The organism is Sphingomonas ginsenosidivorax, assembly GCF_007995065.1.
Classification (GTDB): domain Bacteria; phylum Pseudomonadota; class Alphaproteobacteria; order Sphingomonadales; family Sphingomonadaceae; genus Sphingomonas; species Sphingomonas ginsenosidivorax.
On sequence record NZ_VOQR01000001.1, the window covers coordinates 3,247,233 to 3,265,690 of the forward strand.

Sequence of the window (18,458 nt, forward strand, 5' to 3'; positions counted from 1 at the left end):
AACGATGGCCGGCGCCAAGAACCACGACTATCATATTCTTCCCCCCAGCATCTGGCCGCTGGTGGGCTCGATGTCCGCGCTGGTCATGGCGTCGGGCGGGATCATGTGGATGCACGATGCCGCGCATGGCGGCTGGCTGTTCCTGGCCGGCCTCGCCGGCGTGCTGTTCACGATGTACAGCTGGTGGGCCGACGTCGTCCGCGAGGCGCATCACGGCGATCATACGCCGGTCGTGCAGCTCCATTTCCGCTACGGGATGATCCTGTTCATCGCGTCCGAAGTCATGTTCTTCGTCGGCTGGTTCTGGGCGTTCTTCGACTTCTCGCTGTTCCCGACCGCGATGACGTTCGCGGACGGCACCGTCACCCGCGCCGTCGAGGGCGGTGCCGCGGTCGTCGCGCAGTGGCCCCCCAAGGGCCTGGAAGTCATCGACCCGTTCGAATTCCCGCTGCTCAACACGCTGATCCTGCTGACCAGCGGCACCACGGTGACCTGGGCGCATCATGCGCTGATCCACGACCAGCGTGGCGGCGAGAAGACCGGGCTGTGGGGCCTGATCGGCGTCGGCAACCGTGACGGCGTGCTGAAGGGGCTGTGGCTGACCGTGATCCTGGGGCTGCTGTTCAGCTCGATCCAGGCGTACGAGTATGTCCACGCGCCGTTCCCGTTCAAGGGGATCAACTATGGCGCGTCGTTCTTCATGGCGACGGGCTTCCACGGTTTCCACGTGCTGATCGGCACGATCTTCCTGATCGTCTGCCTGGTGCGCGCCTACAAGGGCGACTTCACCCCGAAGCAGCATTTCGGGTTCGAGGCGGCCGCCTGGTACTGGCATTTCGTCGACGTGGTGTGGCTGTTCCTGTTCGTGACCGTCTATGTCTGGGGCGGCTGGGGCGCACCCATCCACGCCGGCTGATCGCAAGGGCCACGACACCGCCGTCACCCCGGACTCGGTCCGGGGTCCACCCTTCCGCGAACCCCAGGCCGTCGAGCGTGCGGAACGGTGGATGCCGGAACAAGCCCGGCATGACGGAAGGTTGTGATGACTGAATTGACCCCCGACCCGCTCGCCAACGCCCCGTCGATCGTCGACGTCGCCCTCAAGGGGGTCTGCCCGCGGTGTGGCAAGAAGACGCTGTTCGCGGGGTATGCGCGGTTCGCCGATCGCTGTTCGGCGTGCGGGCTCGACTATAGCGGGTTCAACGTCGGCGACGGGCCGGCGGCGTTCCTGACCCTCATCCTGGGCGCGATCGTGGTCGCGATGGCGATCACGCTGGAGCTGACGCTGCATCCGCCCTTGTGGCTGCACATGCTGATCTGGATCCCGGTGACTGCGGGCGGCGTCGTGTTGTCGCTGCGGGCCGCCAAGGGCGCGCTGATCGCCGCCGAATATCGCAACGCCGCGCGCGAGGGGCGCATCCAGCCGTGAGGCGCCTGCCCGTCGTCCCGACGATCCTCGTCGCGCTCGCGGTGGCGGCGATGATCGCGCTGGGGGTGTGGCAGCTGGTCGACCGGTTGCCCAAGAAGGAGGCGTTCCTAGCGCAGCTTGCCACCAATCCGGCGCGCCCTCCGATCGCGTTCCCGCGCTTTCCCGACGACACGCTGCTGTTCCGCCGGGCGAGCGGCTTCTGCCTGCAGCCGACCAGCATCGCGCTCGCCGGTGCGGGTGCATCGGGCTACCGTGCGATCGCCCGCTGCCGCACCGGCGCGGAGGGGCCCGGGATGATCGTCCAGCTCGGCACCACGCGCGATCCCAACGCCAAGGTCGCCTGGGCCGGCGGCGAGGTCCGCGGCTTCATCAGCCACGCGCCCGACAGCCGGTCGCTGATCGGGTCGCTGTTCGACCGCCGTGCGCAGGACATGATGCTGGTCGCGGCGACGCCGCCGGCGGGGCTCGCCCCGAACGGCCGGCCCGACATCGCCTCGGTTCCCAACAACCACCTCGCCTATGGCGTGCAGTGGTTCCTGTTCGCGGGGATCGCGAGCGTGATCTACGTCCTCGCGGTTGTGCGGCGCGCGCCCCGCGGCTAACCCCTCGTCCCCATGCGCTATGTCAGTACCCGCGGGGACGCGCCCGTCCTCGGTTTCGAAGCGGTAACGCTCGCCGGCCTCGCCTCGGACGGGGGCTTGTACCTGCCCGACGCGTGGCCGACCATGACCCGCGACGAGATCGCTGAGCTTGCCGGCCTCTCCTATGTCGACACGGCGGTCGCGGTGATGATGCCGTTCGTGGGCGACGCCATGACGCGCGAGGAGCTGAAGGCGCTCTGCGAGCAGGCGTACGGCCGGTTCGCGCATGCCGCGGTGACGCCGCTGGTCCAGCTCGACCATGACCAGTGGCTGCTGGAACTGTTCCACGGGCCAACGCTCGCGTTCAAGGACGTCGCGCTGCAGCTGCTCGGGCTGTTGTTCGAGCGCTTCCTGACCGGCAGCACCAAGCATGTCACGATCGTCGGCGCGACCAGCGGCGACACCGGGTCCGCGGCGATCGATGCGCTGGCGGGGCGCGCGGGCATCGACGTGTTCATGCTCCACCCGTCGGGCCGCATCTCCGAGGTGCAGCGTCGCCAGATGACGACGGTGCTGAGCCCGAACATCCACAATATCGCGATCGACGGCAGCTTCGACCAGGCACAGGCGCTGGTGAAGGCGATGTTCAACGACCGCGCCTTCGCGGGCCGGTTCACGCTGTCGGCGGTCAACTCGATCAACTGGGCGCGCCTGATGGCGCAAGTAGTGTATTTCTTCTACGCCGCCGTCCGCCTCGGCGCGCCCGAGCGCGAAATTGCCTTTTCGGTCCCGACGGGCAATTTCGGCGATGTGTTCGCCGGCTATGTCGCGGCCAAGATGGGGCTGCCGGTCGCCAGGCTGATCGTCGCGACCAACGTCAACGACATCCTCCACCGCGCGCTGTCGACCGGCGACTATTCGCAGAAGGGCGTGACGCACACGCCGACGCCGTCGATGGACATCCAGGTCAGCTCGAACTTCGAGCGGCTGCTGTTCGACCTCGGCGGTCGCGACGGCAAGGCGCAGGCAGCGCAGATGGCGGGATTCGAATCGTCGGGTGCGATGCGGCTGAGCAACGCGCAGTCGAAGGGGGCGTCTGCGCTGTTCGCGAGCGACCGGGTCGATTTCGACGACATGGCGCTGGCGATGCGCTGGGCGCACGAGCATGCCGGACAGGTCATCGATCCGCATACCGCGATCGCGCTGGCCGCCGCCCGCCGCGCGCCGGGCGACGTCCCGATGGTGACGCTGGCGACCGCGCATCCGGCCAAGTTCGGCGATGCGGTCGAACGCGCGATCGGGCTGCGGCCGCCCCTGCCCGCGCGGCTGGGCGACCTGTTCGAGCGCGAGGAGCGGCTGGCGACGCTGCCCGCGACGTTCGAGGCGGTGACCGGCTACATCGCCGAGCGCGCGACGGCCACGGCGTGAGGGGCGGCGCATGAAGCTCGACACGCTGATCGGCGAACCCTGGGCGGATTACGGCCTGGTCGATTCGGGGCACGGCAAGAAGCTCGAGCGCTATGGCCGCTTCCGCTTCGTCCGGCCCGAACCGCAGGCGATGTGGGCGCCCAAGTCCGACGACTGGCAGGCGCATGGCGAGTTCGTGCCCGGGTCCGACGAGGATGGCGGCGGGCGCTGGGAGTTTCGCGAGCCCGTTCCGCGCGAAGGCTGGCCGCTGCGCTGGAACGAGGTGCAGTTCACCGCGCAGACCACGCCGTTCCGCCACCTGGGGTTCTTCCCCGACATGGCGCCGGTTTGGAGCTGGATGCGCGAGCGCACCGCGGGGCTGGAGACGCCCAACTGCATGAACCTGTTCGGCTATACCGGCGTCGGCACGCTGGCGATGGCGGCGAGCGGCGCCAAGATGGTGCATGTCGACGCCTCGAAGAAGTCGGTCGAGGCGGCGAAGGCGAACGCGAGGCTGTCGGGGATGGCGGACGCGCCGGTGCGCTGGATCGTCGACGATGCGGCGAAGTTCGTCGCGCGCGAGGTGCGGCGCGGGCGGCGCTATGACGGCATCCTGCTCGACCCGCCCAAATATGGCCGCGGGCCCGAGGGCGAGGTGTGGCGGCTGGAGGAAGACCTGCCCAAGCTGATCGCCAATTGCCGGCAGCTGCTCGACGCCGAGTCGCGGTTCCTGTTCCTGACCGTCTATGCGGTGCGGATGTCGGCGCTGGCGATCGGCGAGATGCTCGCCCAGCTGTTCGCGGACCTGCCGGGGACGGTCGAGGCGGGCGAGCTCGGGGTGCGCGAGGAAGCGCGCGGGCTGGTGCTGCCGACCGCGATCTGGGCGCGCTGGAGTCGGTGAGCCAATCCTCCCCCGCCAGGGGGAGGTGGCGCCGAAGGCGGCGGAGGGGGCGGGCACGGAACAGGCGTGGCCCTGTCCGCCCCCTCCGTCACGCTGCGCGTGCCACCTCCCCCTGGCGGGGGAGGATTTGACGTCACACACGCTCGACCATGTTCACCGCATCCGCCGCGCGCAGTGCCGCCATGAGGCGCATGAGCTGCTGGACGTCGTGGACCTCGACGTCGATCTCGTTGGTGTGGAAATTGGTGTCGCGCGTGTCGAGGCGCAGGTTGATGATGTTGGCCTTGTGCCCGCCGATGATCGTCGAGACGACGCCGAGCGAGCCGGGCTCGTTCTTGACCATCACCGAGATGCGCGCGACCGCGCCCTCGGTCTTGTCGCCCCAGGATACGTCGACCCAGTCGGTCTCGTTCTCGGAGCGTTCGGCGAGGTCCGCCAGCACCGAACAGTCGATCGCGTGGACCTCGATCCCCGCATCGGGCCGGCGCAGGCCGACGATGCGGTCGCCGGGCACCGGGTGGCAACAGGTGGCGAGGTCGTAGGCGACGCCCGGGGTCAGCCCGCGGATCGAGATCGCGCTCGACTGCGGCGCCAGCGCATGGACCTCGTCGGCGCCACCCGACCCTGGCATCAGCGCTTCCATCACCGCACCGTCCGACAGGGTCCGCCGCGCGATCGCGACCATCAGCGCCGATTCGTCCGACAGCTTCAGCCGCTTCAACGCCTGCGGGATCGCCTCGCCGCCGATCGGTGCGGGCAGGCGCGTCACGATGTCCTCGTAGAGCTTGCGGCCCAGCGTCTCCTGCTCGACGCGCTCGGTATGGCGCAGATGGCGGCGGATCGCGGCGAGCGCCTTGCCCGTCGTCGCGACGTTGAGCCACTGCGCCTGCGGGGTCTGGCCCTTCGAGCGCAGGATCTGCACCTGGTCGCCATTCTCGATCACCGTCGACAGCGGCACCACCCGGCCATTGATCTTGGCGCCCACCGCCTGGTCGCCGAGATCGGTGTGGACCGCATAGGCGAAGTCGATCGGCGTCGCGCCCTTGGGCAGCTGGATCAGTTCGCCCTTGGGTGTGAAGGCGAAGATGCGGTCGGCGTACATCGCCATCCGGGTGTGCTCGAGCAGCTCTTCCGGGCTTTCCGCGGTGTCGAGGATCTCGACCAGGTCGCGGATCCAGCTGACCTGGTGGTCGCTGCCGACGATCTGCTGCTTGTACGCCCAGTGCGCGGCGAGGCCGTATTCGGCCTGCGCGTGCATCGCCTCGGTGCGGATCTGGATTTCGATGCGCATGTTCTCGGCGTGGATCACGCTGGTGTGGAGCGACCGGTATCCGTTGCGCTTGGGGGTCGAGATGTAATCCTTGAACCGCCCGGGGACCATCGGCCAGCGGCGGTGGATGATGCCCAAGGCGCGGTAGCAATCTTCCTCGGTCGGGACGATCGCGCGGAACGCCATCACGTCGGACAGTTGCTCGAAGCTGATGTGGCGTTCGGACATTTTCCGAAAGATCGAATAGGGATGCTTCTCGCGACCCGAAATCTCCGCCTCGACCCCGGCACGCGACAGCGCGAGTTTGAGGCCCGACGCGATCTTGGCGATGCGGTCGCCGTCGCCGCTCTTCAGCTGTTCGAGCCGGCGACCGATCGATTCGGAGGCTTCGGGTTCGAGCTGTTCGAAGGCGAGCGACTGCATCTCGCGCATGAACTCGTACATGCCGATCCGCTCGGCGAGCGGCGCGTAGATGTCCATCGTCTCCTTGGCGATGCGACGGCGCTTCTCGGGCTTGGCGATGTGATGCAGCGTACGCATGTTGTGCAGCCGGTCGGCGAGCTTCACCAGCAGCACGCGGATGTCGTCGGACATCGCCAGCAGGAATTTGCGCAGATTCTCTGCGGCGCGCTCGTTCTCGGTCTGCGCCTCGATCTTGCTGAGCTTGGTCACGCCATCGACGAGACGCGCGACCGAGGGGCCGAACAGCCGCGTGATCTCTTCCGGGGTGGCGACGGTGTCTTCGATCGTGTCGTGGAGGATCGCGGTGGCGATCGTCTCGGCATCGAGGTGGAGGTCGGTCAGGATCCCGGCGACTTCGATCGGGTGGCTGAAATACGGATCGCCGCTGGCGCGCTTCTGGCTGCCATGCGCCTGCATCGAGAAGACATAGGCGCGGTTGAGCAGAGCCTCGTCGGCATCGGGATCGTAATCGAGGACGCGATCTACGAGTTCATATTGGCGCAGCACACGCCCCTGATGGGGCCGCGTGCTGCCATATTGCAACCAATTGTTGGCGTTCAACGCGACTCCGGCTTGGCGTGCGCATTGCACTGCGCCAGCGCGTCCGCGTCATAGGCCGCGCCGCGCACCGTAAAGCTGCCGAGCGGGCCGACCTGTCCGGCGAGCTGGCGGCAGAGCAGCTGGTGCCGGTCGGCAGACCGTTCGGCGACATAGGCGGTGCCCGACATCCGCCAGGTCGTCAGGTGCGTGACGAGGCTCGGCGCGGTCGGCTGGGCGACGGGAACCGCGACATAATAGCCGGTCTGCGCGGTGGCGGCGGTCGCGAACGCGAGGCCGAAGGTCGCTAAAGTCCCACGAAGAATGCGAGTCATGACGGGTCCCCTTTTCAGTTGTCGATCGATACTGACCCAGTACATTTCAAGTTGCAACTGAAAATGTATAATCCATTATCCGCCCTCGCGAATCTGCGATAGGTTCGGCCGTAAGAGGATGCGACGATGGCAAAAATGCACGAACCGTTGATGGAATGCAGCCTGCCCGCAGCATTGGAGGCGATGGGCGAACGCTGGTCGTTCCTGATCCTGCGCGCGGCGTTCAACGGGCTTCACCATTTCGAGGAGTTCCAGTCGCAGCTGGGCATCGCGCGCAACATCCTGGCCAACCGGCTGGCGCGACTGGTCGAGCACGGCATCCTGGCCCGCCGGCCGATCCCCGAGGACCGGCGCAAGATCGCTTATGGCCTGACCGACAAGGGCTTCGCGCTGCTGCCGACGATGATCGCGCTGCGCCAATGGGGCGAGCGGTGGGAGACGTGCGTGCCGGCCTTCCCGATCCTGGTCGACGTGCGCGACCGGCGGCCGCTGCTGCCCGTGTCGGTGCAGGCGCACGACGGACGCGTGCTCGGCCGGGGCGACCTGATCTGGGCGCTGCCGGACGAGGTGGCCGCCGGTCCGGCCGGCGATCTGGACCAGGCCGCGGCTTGACAGCTTCCGCCGGTCGGTCGAGGTGATGGCCCGCTGCGCCGTGGTATCGACGCACCGTGATTTTGGATGAGTTCAGGAGAGAGATGATGGCAAACATCGATGGCAGCTGGGATTGCGTGGTCAAGTCGCCGCTCGGCGATCAGAAGTCCGTCATGACGATCAAGACCGACGGCGCGACCTTCACCGGCACGAATTCGGGCGCGATGGGGTCGATGGACGTCAATGGCGACGTCGACGGCGACACCATCACCTGGAAGCAGAGCATGACCGTGCCGATGCCGATGACGCTCGACTGCAAGGCGACCGCAGAGGGCGACGTGCTGACCGGTACCGTCGGCGCGGGCGCGTTCGGTAGTTTTCCGATGTCGGGCACGCGCAAGAGCTGAGCCCTTCTTTTCGGTAATACTTACAAAAAGGCCCCGTTCTTCACCCGAAGGACGGGGCTTTTCGGTTTTCATGCATCCGTAACGGGTTTTTAGGGCACAGGGACTTAAGGGCGGAGAGAACAAGATCTGGATCGCCCGATGAACCGTCTTCCTTTGATCGCCCCCAACCCGCCGCGCCTGAGCGAGCATGTGGATGCGTTGCGCCGCGTCGAGGCGTCTGGGGTGTTCAGCAACAACGGCCCCGAAGTGCAGCGGTTCGAGGCGGAGGCGACGCGCGACCTGTTCGGCGGGCATGGCGCCAGCCTGGCGGTCGGCAACGCGACGCTGGGGCTGATGATCGCGATCCGCGCGGCGGCGGGGATGAACCCCAAGCCCGGCACGCTGGCGCTGATGCCCGCGATGACCTTTGCCGCGACCGCGCACGCCGCGGCCTGGGCCGGGCTGACGCCGCTGATCTGCGATATCGATCCCGACGACTGGAGCGCATGCGCCGCCGCCGAAGAGCGCGCGCTGGCAGCCCATGGCGACCGGATCGGGGTGGTGGTGCCCTATGCGACGTTCGGCAACGCGATCGATCTGGACCGCTACGAAGACTATCGGCGGCGCTTCGGCGTCGGCGTGGTGGTCGATGCGGCGTCGTCGCTGGGGACGCGTGACGCCGCCGGCGAAGGCTTCGGCGCGCGCGCGCCGTTCGCGATCGTCCATTCGATGCACGCGACCAAGACCTTCGCAGTGGCCGAAGGCGGGCTGATCCACAGCGGCGACCCCGCGCTGATCGCGACGCTTCGCGTCATGGCGAATTTTGGGTTCGACGGCAGCCGCAGCGCGACGCTGCCGGGGATCAACGCCAAGCTGCCCGAAATCCTGGCGGTGATGGCGCAGGCGAAGCTCACGGAGATCGAGCGGGTGGCGGATCACCGCGCGGCGCTGGAGGTCGCGTACCGGGGCGCGCTGAGCGCGTTGCAGCTGCAACGCGTGTCGGGGACACGGCGCGCGACGCAGTTCATGGCGGTGCTGCTGCCCGCGCATCTGGCGCATGCGCGCGAGGCGATCGCGGCGCGGATCGAGGCGGACGGGATCGCGACCGGTTGCTATTTCAGCCCGCATCTGGGGCAGCAGCCCTGGTTCCAGGCGACCGCGACGATCGAGCCGACGCCGGTGGCGGACGCGGTCGGCGCGCGGATGCTGTCGCTGCCGATCACCGATGCGATGACCGTCGACGACGCGCTCCGGGTGGCGGACGCGGTGCAGCGCGCGTGTCGCGAGGCCGACCGGATCGCCGCGGTCCCCAGTGCCGCGCCGCGGATCGCCTCGGTCGTCGTCATCGGCGGGGGGCCGGCGGGGACCGCGATGCTGACGTCGGCGACCAAGCGGGGGCAGTTGCCCGCGCTCGCTGCGTCGGGGCTGGTGGTGGTCGAACGCAGCGATGCGATCGGCGGCGGGCAGCTCGGCCGCTATGCGATCACGTCCGATTCGACCGCGCAGACCTTCCTGACCGCGGTGCGCGACAATATCCATCCCGAGCTGGCGCAGCTGGTCGATCACCCCGCGGGGCGCGCGGTGGCGGCGCATGCGGGCGCACTGGGCGTGCCGCTGACCGAGGTCGGGCCGTTGCTGCGCGCGACCGGCGATCGGCTGGGCGACATCGTCCGCGCGAACGGCGGCAGCGTGCTGACGGGGCACGAGGCGGTCGCCGCGCGGCAGGTGGGCGCACTGTGGAGCGTCACGCTCCGCCGCCTGTCCGACGGGCACGTGTTCGAGCAGATGGCGCACAATGTCGTGGTCGCGACCGGCGGGCACCAGCCGATCGACCGGCTCGTGACGCAGCAGGTCGCGGGGGCGTCGCTGGCAGCGTTGGCGAACGGGCGGCTGATCCAGTCGGACGAGGTGCTGACGCTCGGCGGGTTCGAGCGCGTCGCCGATATCCTGTCGACCCGGCGCGCGCCGCGGATCGCGGTGGTGGGCGGGTCGACCAGCGCGCTGACGACGATCGCGCTGCTGCTGAAAAGCCGCCCTGCCCTGCCGCTGGGCGCCGGCGCGATCACCTTGCTCCACCGGCGTCCCCTGCGGCCCTTCTACCCGTCGGCGGAGGCTGCGCTGGCCGAGGGCTTCACCGATTTCGGACCCGAGGATATTTGCCCGGTGTCGGGCTTCGTGTACCGGCTGGCGGGGTTCCGGCTGGAAGCGCGCGAGCTGGTCGTGCGGATGCTGGGGATCGACGGACGCACGCCCGATCCGCGCGTCGCGCTGCACCGGATCGGGGGCGACGACGACGCAGCGGCGCGCGCGATCATCGCCGACGCGGACCTGGTGGTGGCCGCGCTCGGCTATCGGCCGCGCGCCGTGCCCATCCTCGACGATGACGGCGCGATCGCGCTGGCTGCGCAGGACGGCCGGCCGATGGTCGACCGGCATTGCCGCATCCTCGATTCGAACGACCAACCGATCGCCGGCCTGTTCGGGCTGGGGCTGGCGGCGGGGTTCGTGCCCTGGGGACCACTCGGGGGCGAATCGAGTTTCTCGGGGCAGGCCAACGGCTTGTGGCTGTGGCAGAACGATGTCGGGCAGATGATCGTTGACCAGGTGCTGGCGGACGAGGCACGAGCGGCGGCGTGAGCGCCGAGACAGCCCCGACCATCAGTGTGATCATGGCGGCCTATAACGGCGCCGCGTTGATCGAAGAGACGCTGGCGACGCTGACCGCGCAGAGCTTCGGCGATTTCGAAGTGATCGTGGTCGACGACCGGTCGACCGATACGACGCGTGACGTCGTCGCGGCCTGGGCCGACCCGCGCGTCCGGCTGGTTGCGCTCGAGCAGAATGGCGGACCGGTGCGCGCGCGCAACCGCGCGTTCGCGGAGGCGCGCGGGCGCTATATCGCCGCGCTCGACCATGACGACCTGTGCCGCCCGGAGCGGTTCGCGCAGCAGGTCGCGTATCTGGATGCGAACCCGGAGGTCGTGCTGCTCGGCACTGCGGCGGAGATCCTGGAGAACGGGGTGGTCACGCCGTCGGGCTATGCGCCGGTGACCACGCCGCACCTGGTCGGCTGGCTGAGCCTGATCGAGAACCCGCTGGTCTGGTCGTCGGTGATGATCCGCGCGGACGCAGCGCGACGGCTGGAGCCGTTCACGCGGCCCGAGATCCTCTATGCCGAGGATTTCGACCTGTATCACCGCATCCAGCCGCTGGGGCGGATCGCGCGGCTCGACACGCCGCTGCTGGTGTATCGCAGCCATCCCGGCGGCATCTCCAAGCGGTTCGTCGACACGATGGAGGCGAACACGCTGCGCGTGCTGGCGGGGGCCTATGCGCCGCTGTTCGGCGAGACCGCGCACGAGACCGCGGCGCTGGTCGCGACGCACCTGATGGCGAAGCGGCCGGTCCCGGACCGTGCTGCGCTGGCGGCACTGGGACAGGCGCTGTCCGCGCTGCAGGTCTGGTATCTCGCGGCGCACGACTGTGACGCGCAGGACGTGCGACTGATCAAGTGGGAGACCGCGCGGCGCTGGGCGCAGGTGGGGCGTACCGGGCTGCGTTCGGGCACGATTCGCGTGGCCGACGTCATCGCGGTGCGGCCCGAGCATCTCGGCCTCGGCTATGCCGGGGTCGAGGCGCTGATGTGGTCGGGACTCGTCGGCGGCGCGCGCCGGCTGGGGGTGAGCCGCGAGGGCGCTCAGACCTTGGCGGCGAAGATCATCCGGCCCGGTCCCAGTCGCGCGAAGACCTGATCGAGGTCGCGCTCGCCGACCGCGAAACAGCCCTGGCTGCGGCCGAGCATGCCGTGCGACGCGATCATGTCCTTGTTCGCATACCAGGCCGAGTGCACCACGATCGCGCGACCCAGCGCGTTGTCGTTGGTCGGGTCGAGCCCGATCAGCCGCTGCGACCGGCCATGCTTGCCGACATAATAATCGTCGGTGACGAACGCGCCCTGCGACGAGGCGTTCGAGCCGAAATCGTTCGAGAAGCGGCGCAGGAAGCCGCTGTGATCGGGATCCGACCCGCTGCCGTGCGAGACCAGCAGCGAGGTGCTGCGGCCGCTGGCGAGATCGATGAAGTGGAAGCGCGGCTGCGACGACGGCGCGGCGAAATCGGCGATCGCGATGCGGTCGTGCCGGTCGACGCGGTTGCCGTGGCGGCTGAGCGCGGCGAGCGCCTGGCGCAGCAGTTCGGGACGGACGACCCGCGAAGACGTGACCGGTGCGGCGGGAACGCTCGGCAGCGGCGGCTGGGTCATCGGGCGAAGATCGCTCGCCTTCAACAGCGGGGTCAGGCGCGGCGTGGCCGAAACGGCACCCGGCAGGGCGAACGCGCCTGCGAGGACCAGTCCATTCTTCAGAAGTGCGCGTCGGTCGCGCACCGAGTCATGCTCGTCGTGCATCTAAATTCCCGAAAAGCCCCGTTCCCACGAACTCTGATATAGCGCATTTTTTATGAAAATTCCGCAACCATTTCCGCTGGTTGCATCGGCGATCCGGCATTTCGGCGCGAGTCCGGCCCGGTTCGTCGTGAGTCGTCCGGAAATGGCACCTTCGGCAATGTCGGGCGTTTTCGGACTCGCATGATCGGATGGAAGGGATGACATGGCACGCGTATCGGGACTCGCCATCGCTGTGATGCTGGCTTTCATCGCGACGCCCGCGCTCGCGATGGACGACATCGCGCTGCCGATCGAGGAAGCCGCGACCGAACTGTCGCCCAACCAGTTCGTGTGGAACGACACCAATACCGGTGAGGCCCTGAGCATCGTGATCAGCCTGTCGACGCAGCGGGCGTACGTGTATCGCGGCGCACAGATGGTCGCGGCGACGACAATCTCGAGCGGCCGCGACGGCAAGGACACCCCGCTCGGCACCTATCCGATCCTGCAGAAGAATGCCGTGCATCGGTCGAACCTGTACAACGACGCGTCGATGCCGTTCATGCAGCGACTGACCTGGGACGGGATCGCGATCCATGCGGGCAACAACCCGGGCTTCCCCGATTCGCACGGCTGCATCCGCGTGCCGACCGGGTTTGCGAAGAAGCTGTTCGGCGTGACGTCGATCGGGACGACGGTGACGGTGACGGACGATTTCGAGAGCGGCGATGCGCCGGTCGAGCCGCTGGTCGACGCCGAGACGGCGAGCGCGAACGGGAAGCAGTTGGCGAGCCTGGGGAAGTAAGGGGTCGCCTTCCGTCAGGCTGAACGCGTTTCAGCATCTACGGCGTCGCGGGCGCTGGTTCCCGCGGAGAGGTGGACCCTGAACCGAGTTCAGGGTGACGGGGCGAGTGCCTTGATCGGCAGCCCAAGCTCCACCAGCCGCGCGCGGAACGCGGCCGCGTCGGTGAACAAGATCGCGTGCATCCCCACCGCGTTCGCACCCGCGACATTGTCGGCATTGTCGTCGACGAACACCGCCTGTTCGGGCCGCAGCCCGAACCGGTCGAGCGCGAGGTGGTAGATCGCCGCGTCGGGCTTCACCATCTTCTCCTCGCCCGACACCACGACGTCGCGGAAGCGGTCGAACAGCGCCGATTCGCGCGCGCGGAACGGCGGCCAGAATTCGTGGCTGAAATTGGTGATCGCGAACAGCGGCACGCCCGCCTCGTCCAGCTCGCGGACGATGTCGTGCATGCCGGCGACCGCCGCGCCGATGCTGTCGACGAAACGGGGACCCCAGAGGGCGATCAGGTCGGCATGCTGCGGATACAGCGCTGCCAGCTCCGCCGAGGTATCGGCGAAGTCGCGGCCGGCATCATGCTGGAAGTGCCAGTCGGTGGTGACGACATCGCGCAGGAATGCATCGAGCGCCCGATCATCCTCGATCAGGCGCTCGTACAGGATCCGCGGATCCCAGTCGTACAGGACGCGACCGACGTCGAAGACGACGGCGGTCGGCGCGGGGCTGCTCAGCCCTGGCGCGCCTTGAAGCGACGGTTCGTCTTGTTGATGACGTAGGTCCGGCCACGACGGCGGATCACGCGGTTGTCCCGGTGGCGATCCTTGAGCGACTTCAGGGAATTGCGGATCTTCATGATCGATTCGCTTCTTTTCAATTCTAGGTGTGCGGAAAGACGGGATCGCCTAATGGCGAGGGGTGTTCAAGTCAAGCAAACGGACGCCCGAAGCCGCCGCCGGAACCCGCCGGGACGATTCGCGCGTTACGAATGCACAACAATAGAATGGGAACCGCCCGATGACCATGCGTTCGATCCTCGCTTTGGCCCTGACCGGAGCCGGCCTGGCGGCATGCACCACCGTATCGCTGCCGCCGACCGAGGTGCTGCGCTATCATCTGGGTGCGCCGATCGACCGTGGCACGGTGACCGTGCAGCCGCTGTCGGCAGCGCCGGCGAGCCTCGAGTTCAAGAGCTATGCCGCCGCCGTGCAGGGCGAGCTGCTCAAGTCCGGCTACGGCGTACCGGCGGCGGGCGCGAAACCGCAGTTCATCGCGACGGTCGCGTTCACGCGCACGACGCAGGCCGGCCCGCCGCGCCAGTCGCCGATCAGCATCGGCCTGGGCGGCGGCGGCTTCAGCGGCGGACGCGGCAGCGGTGGCGTCGGCCTGGGCGGCGGCGTCGGCTTTCCGATCGGCGGCGGCGGGCGCAGCGCGATCCTGGTCACCGAGCTGTCGGTGACGATCAAGCGCAGCGCCGACCAGTCGCCGGTCTGGGAAGGCCGCGCACAGAGCTTCGCCGATGCGCGCAAGGCCGATGCGACGACCGACATTCAGGCCGGAAAGCTGGCCCGCGCGCTGTTCACGGGGTTCCCCGGCGAGTCCGGGCGCACTATTCAGGTGAAATGACCATCACGCTCAACGCCGCCTTCGACGGCGGCAACATCCGGCTGAACCAGATCGACGGCGACGTCGTCGATCTGGAGATCGTCCACGACCGCGAGTCGGACTTCTACCAGTGGTTCTATTTCCGCGTCGCGGGCGCCACCGGCCGGACCGTCACCTACCGCATCGTCAATGCGGGCGGCTCCGCCTATCCGTTCGGCTGGCCGGGCTACAAGGTCCGCGCCAGCACCGACCGGATCGCCTGGCGGATGATCCCGACGCGCTATGTCGACGGCGTGCTCGAGTTCGAATGGACCGGGAATACCGACTTGGTCTGGTTCGCGTATTTCGCGCCCTACACGATGGAGATGCACGAGGCGCTGGTCGCGCGCACCGCGCTGTCGCCGGCTGCGAAACACCGCGAACTGAGCGTGTCGCTCGACGGGCAGGCGATCGACTGCTTCACCTTCGGCACGGGGGAAAAGCAGGTCTGGATCTATGGCCGCCAGCATCCCGGCGAATCGATGACCGAATGGTGGATGGAAGGCGCGCTCGAGCGGCTGACCGATACCGGCGACGCGATCACCGCCGCGCTGCTCGAAAAGACGACGATCCACGTCGTGCCCAACATGAACCCCGACGGCACGCGGCGCGGGCATCTGCGCACCAACGCGGCGGGCGTGAACCTCAACCGCGAATGGGACACGCCGACCCCCGAGCGCAGCCCCGAAGTGCTGTGCGTGCGCAACGCGATGGACGAGACCGGCGTCGCGGTGGCGATGGACGTCCATGGCGACGAGGCGATCCCGGCGAACTTCCTCGCGGGGTTCGAGGGGATCCCGTCCTGGACCGACGCGCTCGGCGAGAAATATTACGAATATGGTCGGCGGCTGGCGGCGCACACGCCCGATTTCCAGACCGAGAAGGGCTATCCCAAGTCGGCGCCGGGCACTGCCAACTTGTCGATGTCGACCAACCAGCTCGCCGAGCGGTTCGGCGCGGTGTCGATGACGCTGGAAATGCCGTTCAAGGATCATGACCCGAACCCCGATGCGGAGTTCGGCTGGTCTCCCGAACGATCGAAGCGGCTCGCGCATGCGATGCTCGAGACGCTCGCCGACATGATCGACGAGATCTGACGCGTATCGGGAGGTAGTCCACGATCCTCCCCCGCCAGGGGGGGTGGCGCCGTCAGGCGACGGAGGGGGAGGACACGGAACAGCCGTTACCCTTTCCGCCCCCTCCGTCAGGCTGCGCCTGCCACCTCCCCCTGGCGGGGGAGGATAGAGAAAAGCCTGACTTCGAATGAGCCCCCTGTCCCGGGGGGAGAGGAAAATTGAAGGAGCCCGCATGCCGAAACTCGTCCTGATCCGCCACGGCCAGTCCAGCTGGAACCTCGAGAACCGCTTCACCGGCTGGTGGGACGTGAACATGACCGAAAAGGGCGAGGCCGAGGCCAAGGCCGCGGGCGCGTTGATGGCCGAGAAGGGGCTCGATTTCGACCAGACCTTCACAAGCCTGCAGACCCGCGCGATCAAGACGCTGAACATCGCGCTGGAGCAGATGGGGCGGCTGTGGCTGCCGGTCGAGAAGGACTGGCGGCTGAACGAGCGACATTATGGCGGGCTGACCGGGCTGAACAAGGCCGAGACCGCGGCCAAGCATGGCGATGCGCAGGTCCATACCTGGCGGCGCAGCTTCGACATTCCGCCGCCGGTGCTGGAGGACGGGTCAGAGTTCGACCTGTCGAAGGACCGTCGCTATGCGGGGATCGCGATCCCGAAGACCGAGAGCCTGAAGGATACGATCGCGCGCGTGCTTCCCTATTGGGACGCGCGGATCGCACCGGCGCTGAAGGACGGGCAGCGCGTGCTCATCTCCGCGCACGGCAATTCGCTGCGCGCGCTGGTCAAGCATCTGTCGAACATCCCCGACGACGAGATCACCAGCCTGGAAATCCCCACGGGGCAGCCGATCGTGTACGAGCTGGACGACGATCTGAAGGCGCTCGATCGGTACTATCTGAGCGAGCGCTGAGGCGGCTGCCGTTCCCCCGCGAAGGCGGGGGTCCAGGGGTCACGAGCGTCATCGTCTGTAACCTTGGGCTCCCGCCTTCGCGGGAGAACGGGAGAGGGTGGCCCCTCCTTGCCCTCGCTACCCCCGGCCGCTAGGCACGGGCGCTTCTCGGCATGGGGGGCGAAATGGCGCTGGTCGGCATCATCATGGGTAGCAGCTCCGATTGGGAGACGATGCGCCACGCGGCCGAGACGCTCGACGCGCTGGACGTCGCGTACGAGACCAAGGTGGTCTCCGCACACCGCACGCCGCAGCGGCTCTATGACTATGCGACGACGGCCGCCGATCGCGGGCTGAAGGTCGTGATCGCGGGCGCCGGCGGTGCCGCGCACCTGCCCGGCATGGCGGCGGCGATGACGCATCTGCCGGTGCTCGGCGTCCCCGTCGAATCCAAGGCGCTGAAGGGCATGGATAGCCTGCTCTCGATCGTGCAGATGCCGGGCGGCATTCCGGTCGGCACGCTGGCGATCGGCAAGCCCGGTGCGATCAATGCCGGGCTGCTGGCCGCCGCGATCCTCGCGACGTCGGACGAGGCGCTCGCCGGTCGGTTGAAGGCATGGCGTGCGGCACAGACCGAGTCGGTCGTGGACGAGCCCGCATGATGCTGCCCCCCGGTTCGACGATCGGCATCCTGGGCGGCGGACAGCTCGGGCGGATGCTCGCGGTCGCGGCAGCGCAGCTCGGCTATCGCAGCCATGTCTATGCGCCCGAGGCGACCGGTCCCGCGACCGAAGTCGCCGCCGAATGGACGCAGGGCCGGTTCGAGGATGCCGATGCGATGCGCGCCTTTGCCGCGCGCGTCGACGTCGCGACCTATGAATTCGAGAATATCGATCCGCAGGCGGTCGCGTTCCTGTCGGGGCGGGTGCGCGTGCATCCGCCGGTGCGCGCGCTCGACGTCGCGCGCTATCGCCCCAACGAGAAGGCGCTCGTGACGGAGCTCGGCGGGCGGACCGCGCCGTACCGCGAGGTCGCGAGTGCCGCGGATCTGGCGCGCGCGCTGCGCGAGATCGGTGCGCCCGCGATCCTCAAGACAACGCTGTTCGGCTATGACGGCAAGGGGCAGGTGCGGATCGACGATATCGGCGACGCGGAGGCGGCCTGGGCGGCGTTGGGGAGCCCCCCTGCCCTGCCCGCGGGCGTCCCCGCGATCGTCGAGGGGCGGATCGACTTCCTCGCCGAATTCTCGGTGCTGCTGGCGCGCGGGCGCGACGGGCAGGTCGTTACCTGGGACACGCCCGAAAACGTGCATCACGACGGCATCCTCGCGACCTCGACGGTGCCGGCGCGCGGCGTGATCGTCGAGCAGGCCGAGGCCGCCATCGACGTCGCGCGGAACATCGCCGAGCGGCTCGACTATGTCGGCGTGATGGCGGCGGAGTTCTTCGCGACGCCCGACGGCCCGGTGTTCAACGAGATGGCGCCACGGGTGCACAATTCCGGGCACTGGACGATCGAGGGCGCGGAGTGCTCGCAGTTCGAGAATCACATCCGCGCGATCTGCGGGTTGCCGCTGGGGTCGACCGCACTGACCGGCGCCCGCGTGACGATGGAGAATCTGGTGGGGGCGCAGGCGGATGCGTGGCCGCGGCTGCTCGCCGAGCCAGGCGCGCACCTGCACCTCTACGGCAAGGGCGATTCGCGGCCGGGGCGCAAGATGGGGCATGTGACGCGGGTGATGCGCTAGCACGTCCT

20 protein-coding genes are annotated in these 18,458 nt (G+C 68.3%); 15 read left to right on the top strand and 5 right to left on the bottom strand.

Annotation, left to right across the window (positions count from 1 at the left end; translation table 11 throughout):
• Window positions 1-4: 4 nt before the first annotated feature.
• From FSB78_RS14720 to FSB78_RS14740, 5 genes are all read left to right on the top strand, one after another.
• Complete coding sequence (locus FSB78_RS14720; protein ID WP_147083337.1) at window positions 5-916, top strand: cytochrome c oxidase subunit 3; 912 nt, start codon at window positions 5-7, stop codon at window positions 914-916.
• 126 nt (window positions 917-1,042) lie between these two features.
• Window positions 1,043-1,429: a DUF983 domain-containing protein gene (locus FSB78_RS14725; RefSeq protein WP_147083338.1), complete on the top strand. Its 387-nt coding sequence runs from the start codon at window positions 1,043-1,045 to the stop codon at window positions 1,427-1,429.
• Window positions 1,426-2,031: an SURF1 family cytochrome oxidase biogenesis protein gene (locus tag FSB78_RS14730; protein WP_147083339.1), complete on the top strand. Its 606-nt coding sequence runs from the start codon at window positions 1,426-1,428 to the stop codon at window positions 2,029-2,031. Before FSB78_RS14725 ends, FSB78_RS14730 begins: the two co-directional genes overlap by 4 nt.
• A 12-nt stretch (window positions 2,032-2,043) precedes the next feature.
• Complete coding sequence (gene thrC / locus FSB78_RS14735) at window positions 2,044-3,438, top strand: threonine synthase (protein WP_147083340.1); 1,395 nt, start codon at window positions 2,044-2,046, stop codon at window positions 3,436-3,438.
• A gap of 10 nt (window positions 3,439-3,448) precedes the next feature.
• Window positions 3,449-4,318, top strand: a complete 870-nt coding sequence (locus FSB78_RS14740) for a class I SAM-dependent methyltransferase (protein ID WP_147083341.1) — start codon at window positions 3,449-3,451, stop codon at window positions 4,316-4,318.
• A gap of 133 nt (window positions 4,319-4,451) precedes the next feature.
• Here the strand turns inward: FSB78_RS14740 and FSB78_RS14745 are convergent, their stop codons facing one another.
• Together FSB78_RS14745 and FSB78_RS14750 are read right to left on the bottom strand one after the other, a co-directional pair.
• Window positions 4,452-6,557 (bottom strand): RelA/SpoT family protein, encoded by a 2,106-nt coding sequence (locus FSB78_RS14745; protein WP_147084245.1) that lies wholly within the window; start codon window positions 6,555-6,557, stop codon window positions 4,452-4,454.
• 50 nt (window positions 6,558-6,607) lie between these two features.
• A complete protein-coding gene (locus FSB78_RS14750) occupies window positions 6,608-6,922 on the bottom strand; it encodes a CC_3452 family protein (RefSeq protein ID WP_147083342.1) in 315 nt (104 codons plus the stop codon).
• 126 nt (window positions 6,923-7,048) lie between these two features.
• On the opposite strand from FSB78_RS14750, the gene FSB78_RS14755 reads away from it, so the two are divergent.
• The 4 genes from FSB78_RS14755 (at window position 7,049) to FSB78_RS14770 (ending at window position 11,651) form a co-directional block, all read left to right on the top strand.
• Complete coding sequence (locus FSB78_RS14755) at window positions 7,049-7,534, top strand: winged helix-turn-helix transcriptional regulator (protein WP_147083343.1); 486 nt, start codon at window positions 7,049-7,051, stop codon at window positions 7,532-7,534.
• Window positions 7,535-7,620: 86 nt separating this feature from the next.
• A complete protein-coding gene (locus tag FSB78_RS14760) occupies window positions 7,621-7,920 on the top strand; it encodes a hypothetical protein (RefSeq protein ID WP_147083344.1) in 300 nt (99 codons plus the stop codon).
• Window positions 7,921-8,058: 138 nt separating this feature from the next.
• Window positions 8,059-10,536: a DegT/DnrJ/EryC1/StrS family aminotransferase gene (locus tag FSB78_RS14765; protein ID WP_147083345.1), complete on the top strand. Its 2,478-nt coding sequence runs from the start codon at window positions 8,059-8,061 to the stop codon at window positions 10,534-10,536.
• Complete coding sequence (locus tag FSB78_RS14770; protein WP_242008324.1) at window positions 10,533-11,651, top strand: glycosyltransferase family 2 protein; 1,119 nt, start codon at window positions 10,533-10,535, stop codon at window positions 11,649-11,651. Before FSB78_RS14765 ends, FSB78_RS14770 begins: the two co-directional genes overlap by 4 nt.
• Here FSB78_RS14770 and FSB78_RS14775 read toward each other — a convergent pair.
• The gene (locus FSB78_RS14775) at window positions 11,597-12,304 is read right to left on the bottom strand and encodes a murein L,D-transpeptidase catalytic domain family protein (RefSeq protein ID WP_147083346.1); all 708 of its coding nucleotides are present in this window, start codon (window positions 12,302-12,304) and stop codon (window positions 11,597-11,599) included. The genes FSB78_RS14770 and FSB78_RS14775 overlap by 55 nt on opposite strands.
• Before the next feature lie 202 nt (window positions 12,305-12,506).
• Here FSB78_RS14775 and FSB78_RS14780 point away from each other — a divergent pair, with 202 nt between their 5' ends.
• Window positions 12,507-13,088, top strand: a complete 582-nt coding sequence (locus tag FSB78_RS14780) for a L,D-transpeptidase family protein (RefSeq protein WP_242008327.1) — start codon at window positions 12,507-12,509, stop codon at window positions 13,086-13,088.
• An 89-nt stretch (window positions 13,089-13,177) separates the two neighbouring features.
• Here FSB78_RS14780 and FSB78_RS14785 read toward each other — a convergent pair whose 3' ends face one another.
• Window positions 13,178-13,819, bottom strand: a complete 642-nt coding sequence (locus tag FSB78_RS14785) for an HAD family hydrolase (RefSeq protein ID WP_147083347.1) — start codon at window positions 13,817-13,819, stop codon at window positions 13,178-13,180.
• On the bottom strand, window positions 13,816-13,941 hold the full coding sequence (gene ykgO, locus FSB78_RS14790) for a type B 50S ribosomal protein L36 (RefSeq protein ID WP_003046794.1): 126 nt from the start codon (window positions 13,939-13,941) through the stop codon (window positions 13,816-13,818). Before ykgO ends, FSB78_RS14785 begins: the two co-directional genes overlap by 4 nt.
• A gap of 161 nt (window positions 13,942-14,102) precedes the next feature.
• On the opposite strand from ykgO, the gene FSB78_RS14795 reads away from it, so the two are divergent.
• The 5 genes from FSB78_RS14795 to FSB78_RS14815 all read left to right on the top strand — a co-directional run bounded on the left by FSB78_RS14795 (window position 14,103) and on the right by FSB78_RS14815 (window position 18,450).
• Entirely contained in the window at window positions 14,103-14,711 is a 609-nt protein-coding gene (locus FSB78_RS14795; protein ID WP_147083348.1) for a DUF4136 domain-containing protein, read from the top strand.
• Entirely contained in the window at window positions 14,708-15,826 is a 1,119-nt protein-coding gene (locus tag FSB78_RS14800) for a M14 family metallopeptidase (RefSeq protein ID WP_147083349.1), read from the top strand. Before FSB78_RS14795 ends, FSB78_RS14800 begins: the two co-directional genes overlap by 4 nt.
• Before the next feature lie 211 nt (window positions 15,827-16,037).
• Entirely contained in the window at window positions 16,038-16,724 is a 687-nt protein-coding gene (gene gpmA, locus FSB78_RS14805) for a 2,3-diphosphoglycerate-dependent phosphoglycerate mutase (RefSeq protein WP_147083350.1), read from the top strand.
• A gap of 152 nt (window positions 16,725-16,876) precedes the next feature.
• Window positions 16,877-17,365 carry a 5-(carboxyamino)imidazole ribonucleotide mutase gene (purE, locus tag FSB78_RS14810; protein ID WP_242008328.1) on the top strand — a complete coding sequence of 163 codons (489 nt, stop codon included), beginning with the start codon at window positions 16,877-16,879 and terminating at the stop codon, window positions 17,363-17,365.
• Window positions 17,362-18,450 (top strand): 5-(carboxyamino)imidazole ribonucleotide synthase, encoded by a 1,089-nt coding sequence (locus tag FSB78_RS14815; protein ID WP_199743192.1) that lies wholly within the window; start codon window positions 17,362-17,364, stop codon window positions 18,448-18,450. The genes purE and FSB78_RS14815 overlap by 4 nt, the downstream gene beginning before the upstream one ends.
• The last annotated feature ends 8 nt before the right edge of the window (window positions 18,451-18,458 follow it).

Bases quoted from the DNA above. Each gene is read 5' to 3' on its own strand.
- FSB78_RS14720 (WP_147083337.1), top strand. From the start codon at position 5: ATGGCCGGCGCCAAGAACCACGACTATCATATTCTTCCCCCCAGCATC.
- FSB78_RS14725 (WP_147083338.1), top strand. From the start codon at position 1,043: ATGACTGAATTGACCCCCGACCCGCTCGCCAACGCCCCGTCGATCGTC.
- thrC (WP_147083340.1), top strand. From the start codon at position 2,044: ATGCGCTATGTCAGTACCCGCGGGGACGCGCCCGTCCTCGGTTTCGAA.
- FSB78_RS14740 (WP_147083341.1), top strand. From the start codon at position 3,449: ATGAAGCTCGACACGCTGATCGGCGAACCCTGGGCGGATTACGGCCTG.
- FSB78_RS14750 (WP_147083342.1), bottom strand. From the start codon at position 6,922: ATGACTCGCATTCTTCGTGGGACTTTAGCGACCTTCGGCCTCGCGTTC.
- FSB78_RS14755 (WP_147083343.1), top strand. From the start codon at position 7,049: ATGGCAAAAATGCACGAACCGTTGATGGAATGCAGCCTGCCCGCAGCA.
- FSB78_RS14760 (WP_147083344.1), top strand. From the start codon at position 7,621: ATGGCAAACATCGATGGCAGCTGGGATTGCGTGGTCAAGTCGCCGCTC.
- FSB78_RS14765 (WP_147083345.1), top strand. From the start codon at position 8,059: ATGAACCGTCTTCCTTTGATCGCCCCCAACCCGCCGCGCCTGAGCGAG.
- FSB78_RS14775 (WP_147083346.1), bottom strand. From the start codon at position 12,304: ATGCACGACGAGCATGACTCGGTGCGCGACCGACGCGCACTTCTGAAG.
- FSB78_RS14780 (WP_242008327.1), top strand. From the start codon at position 12,507: ATGGCACGCGTATCGGGACTCGCCATCGCTGTGATGCTGGCTTTCATC.
- ykgO (WP_003046794.1), bottom strand. From the start codon at position 13,941: ATGAAGATCCGCAATTCCCTGAAGTCGCTCAAGGATCGCCACCGGGAC.
- FSB78_RS14795 (WP_147083348.1), top strand. From the start codon at position 14,103: ATGACCATGCGTTCGATCCTCGCTTTGGCCCTGACCGGAGCCGGCCTG.
- FSB78_RS14800 (WP_147083349.1), top strand. From the start codon at position 14,708: ATGACCATCACGCTCAACGCCGCCTTCGACGGCGGCAACATCCGGCTG.
- gpmA (WP_147083350.1), top strand. From the start codon at position 16,038: ATGCCGAAACTCGTCCTGATCCGCCACGGCCAGTCCAGCTGGAACCTC.
- purE (WP_242008328.1), top strand. From the start codon at position 16,877: ATGGGGGGCGAAATGGCGCTGGTCGGCATCATCATGGGTAGCAGCTCC.
- FSB78_RS14815 (WP_199743192.1), top strand. From the start codon at position 17,362: ATGATGCTGCCCCCCGGTTCGACGATCGGCATCCTGGGCGGCGGACAG.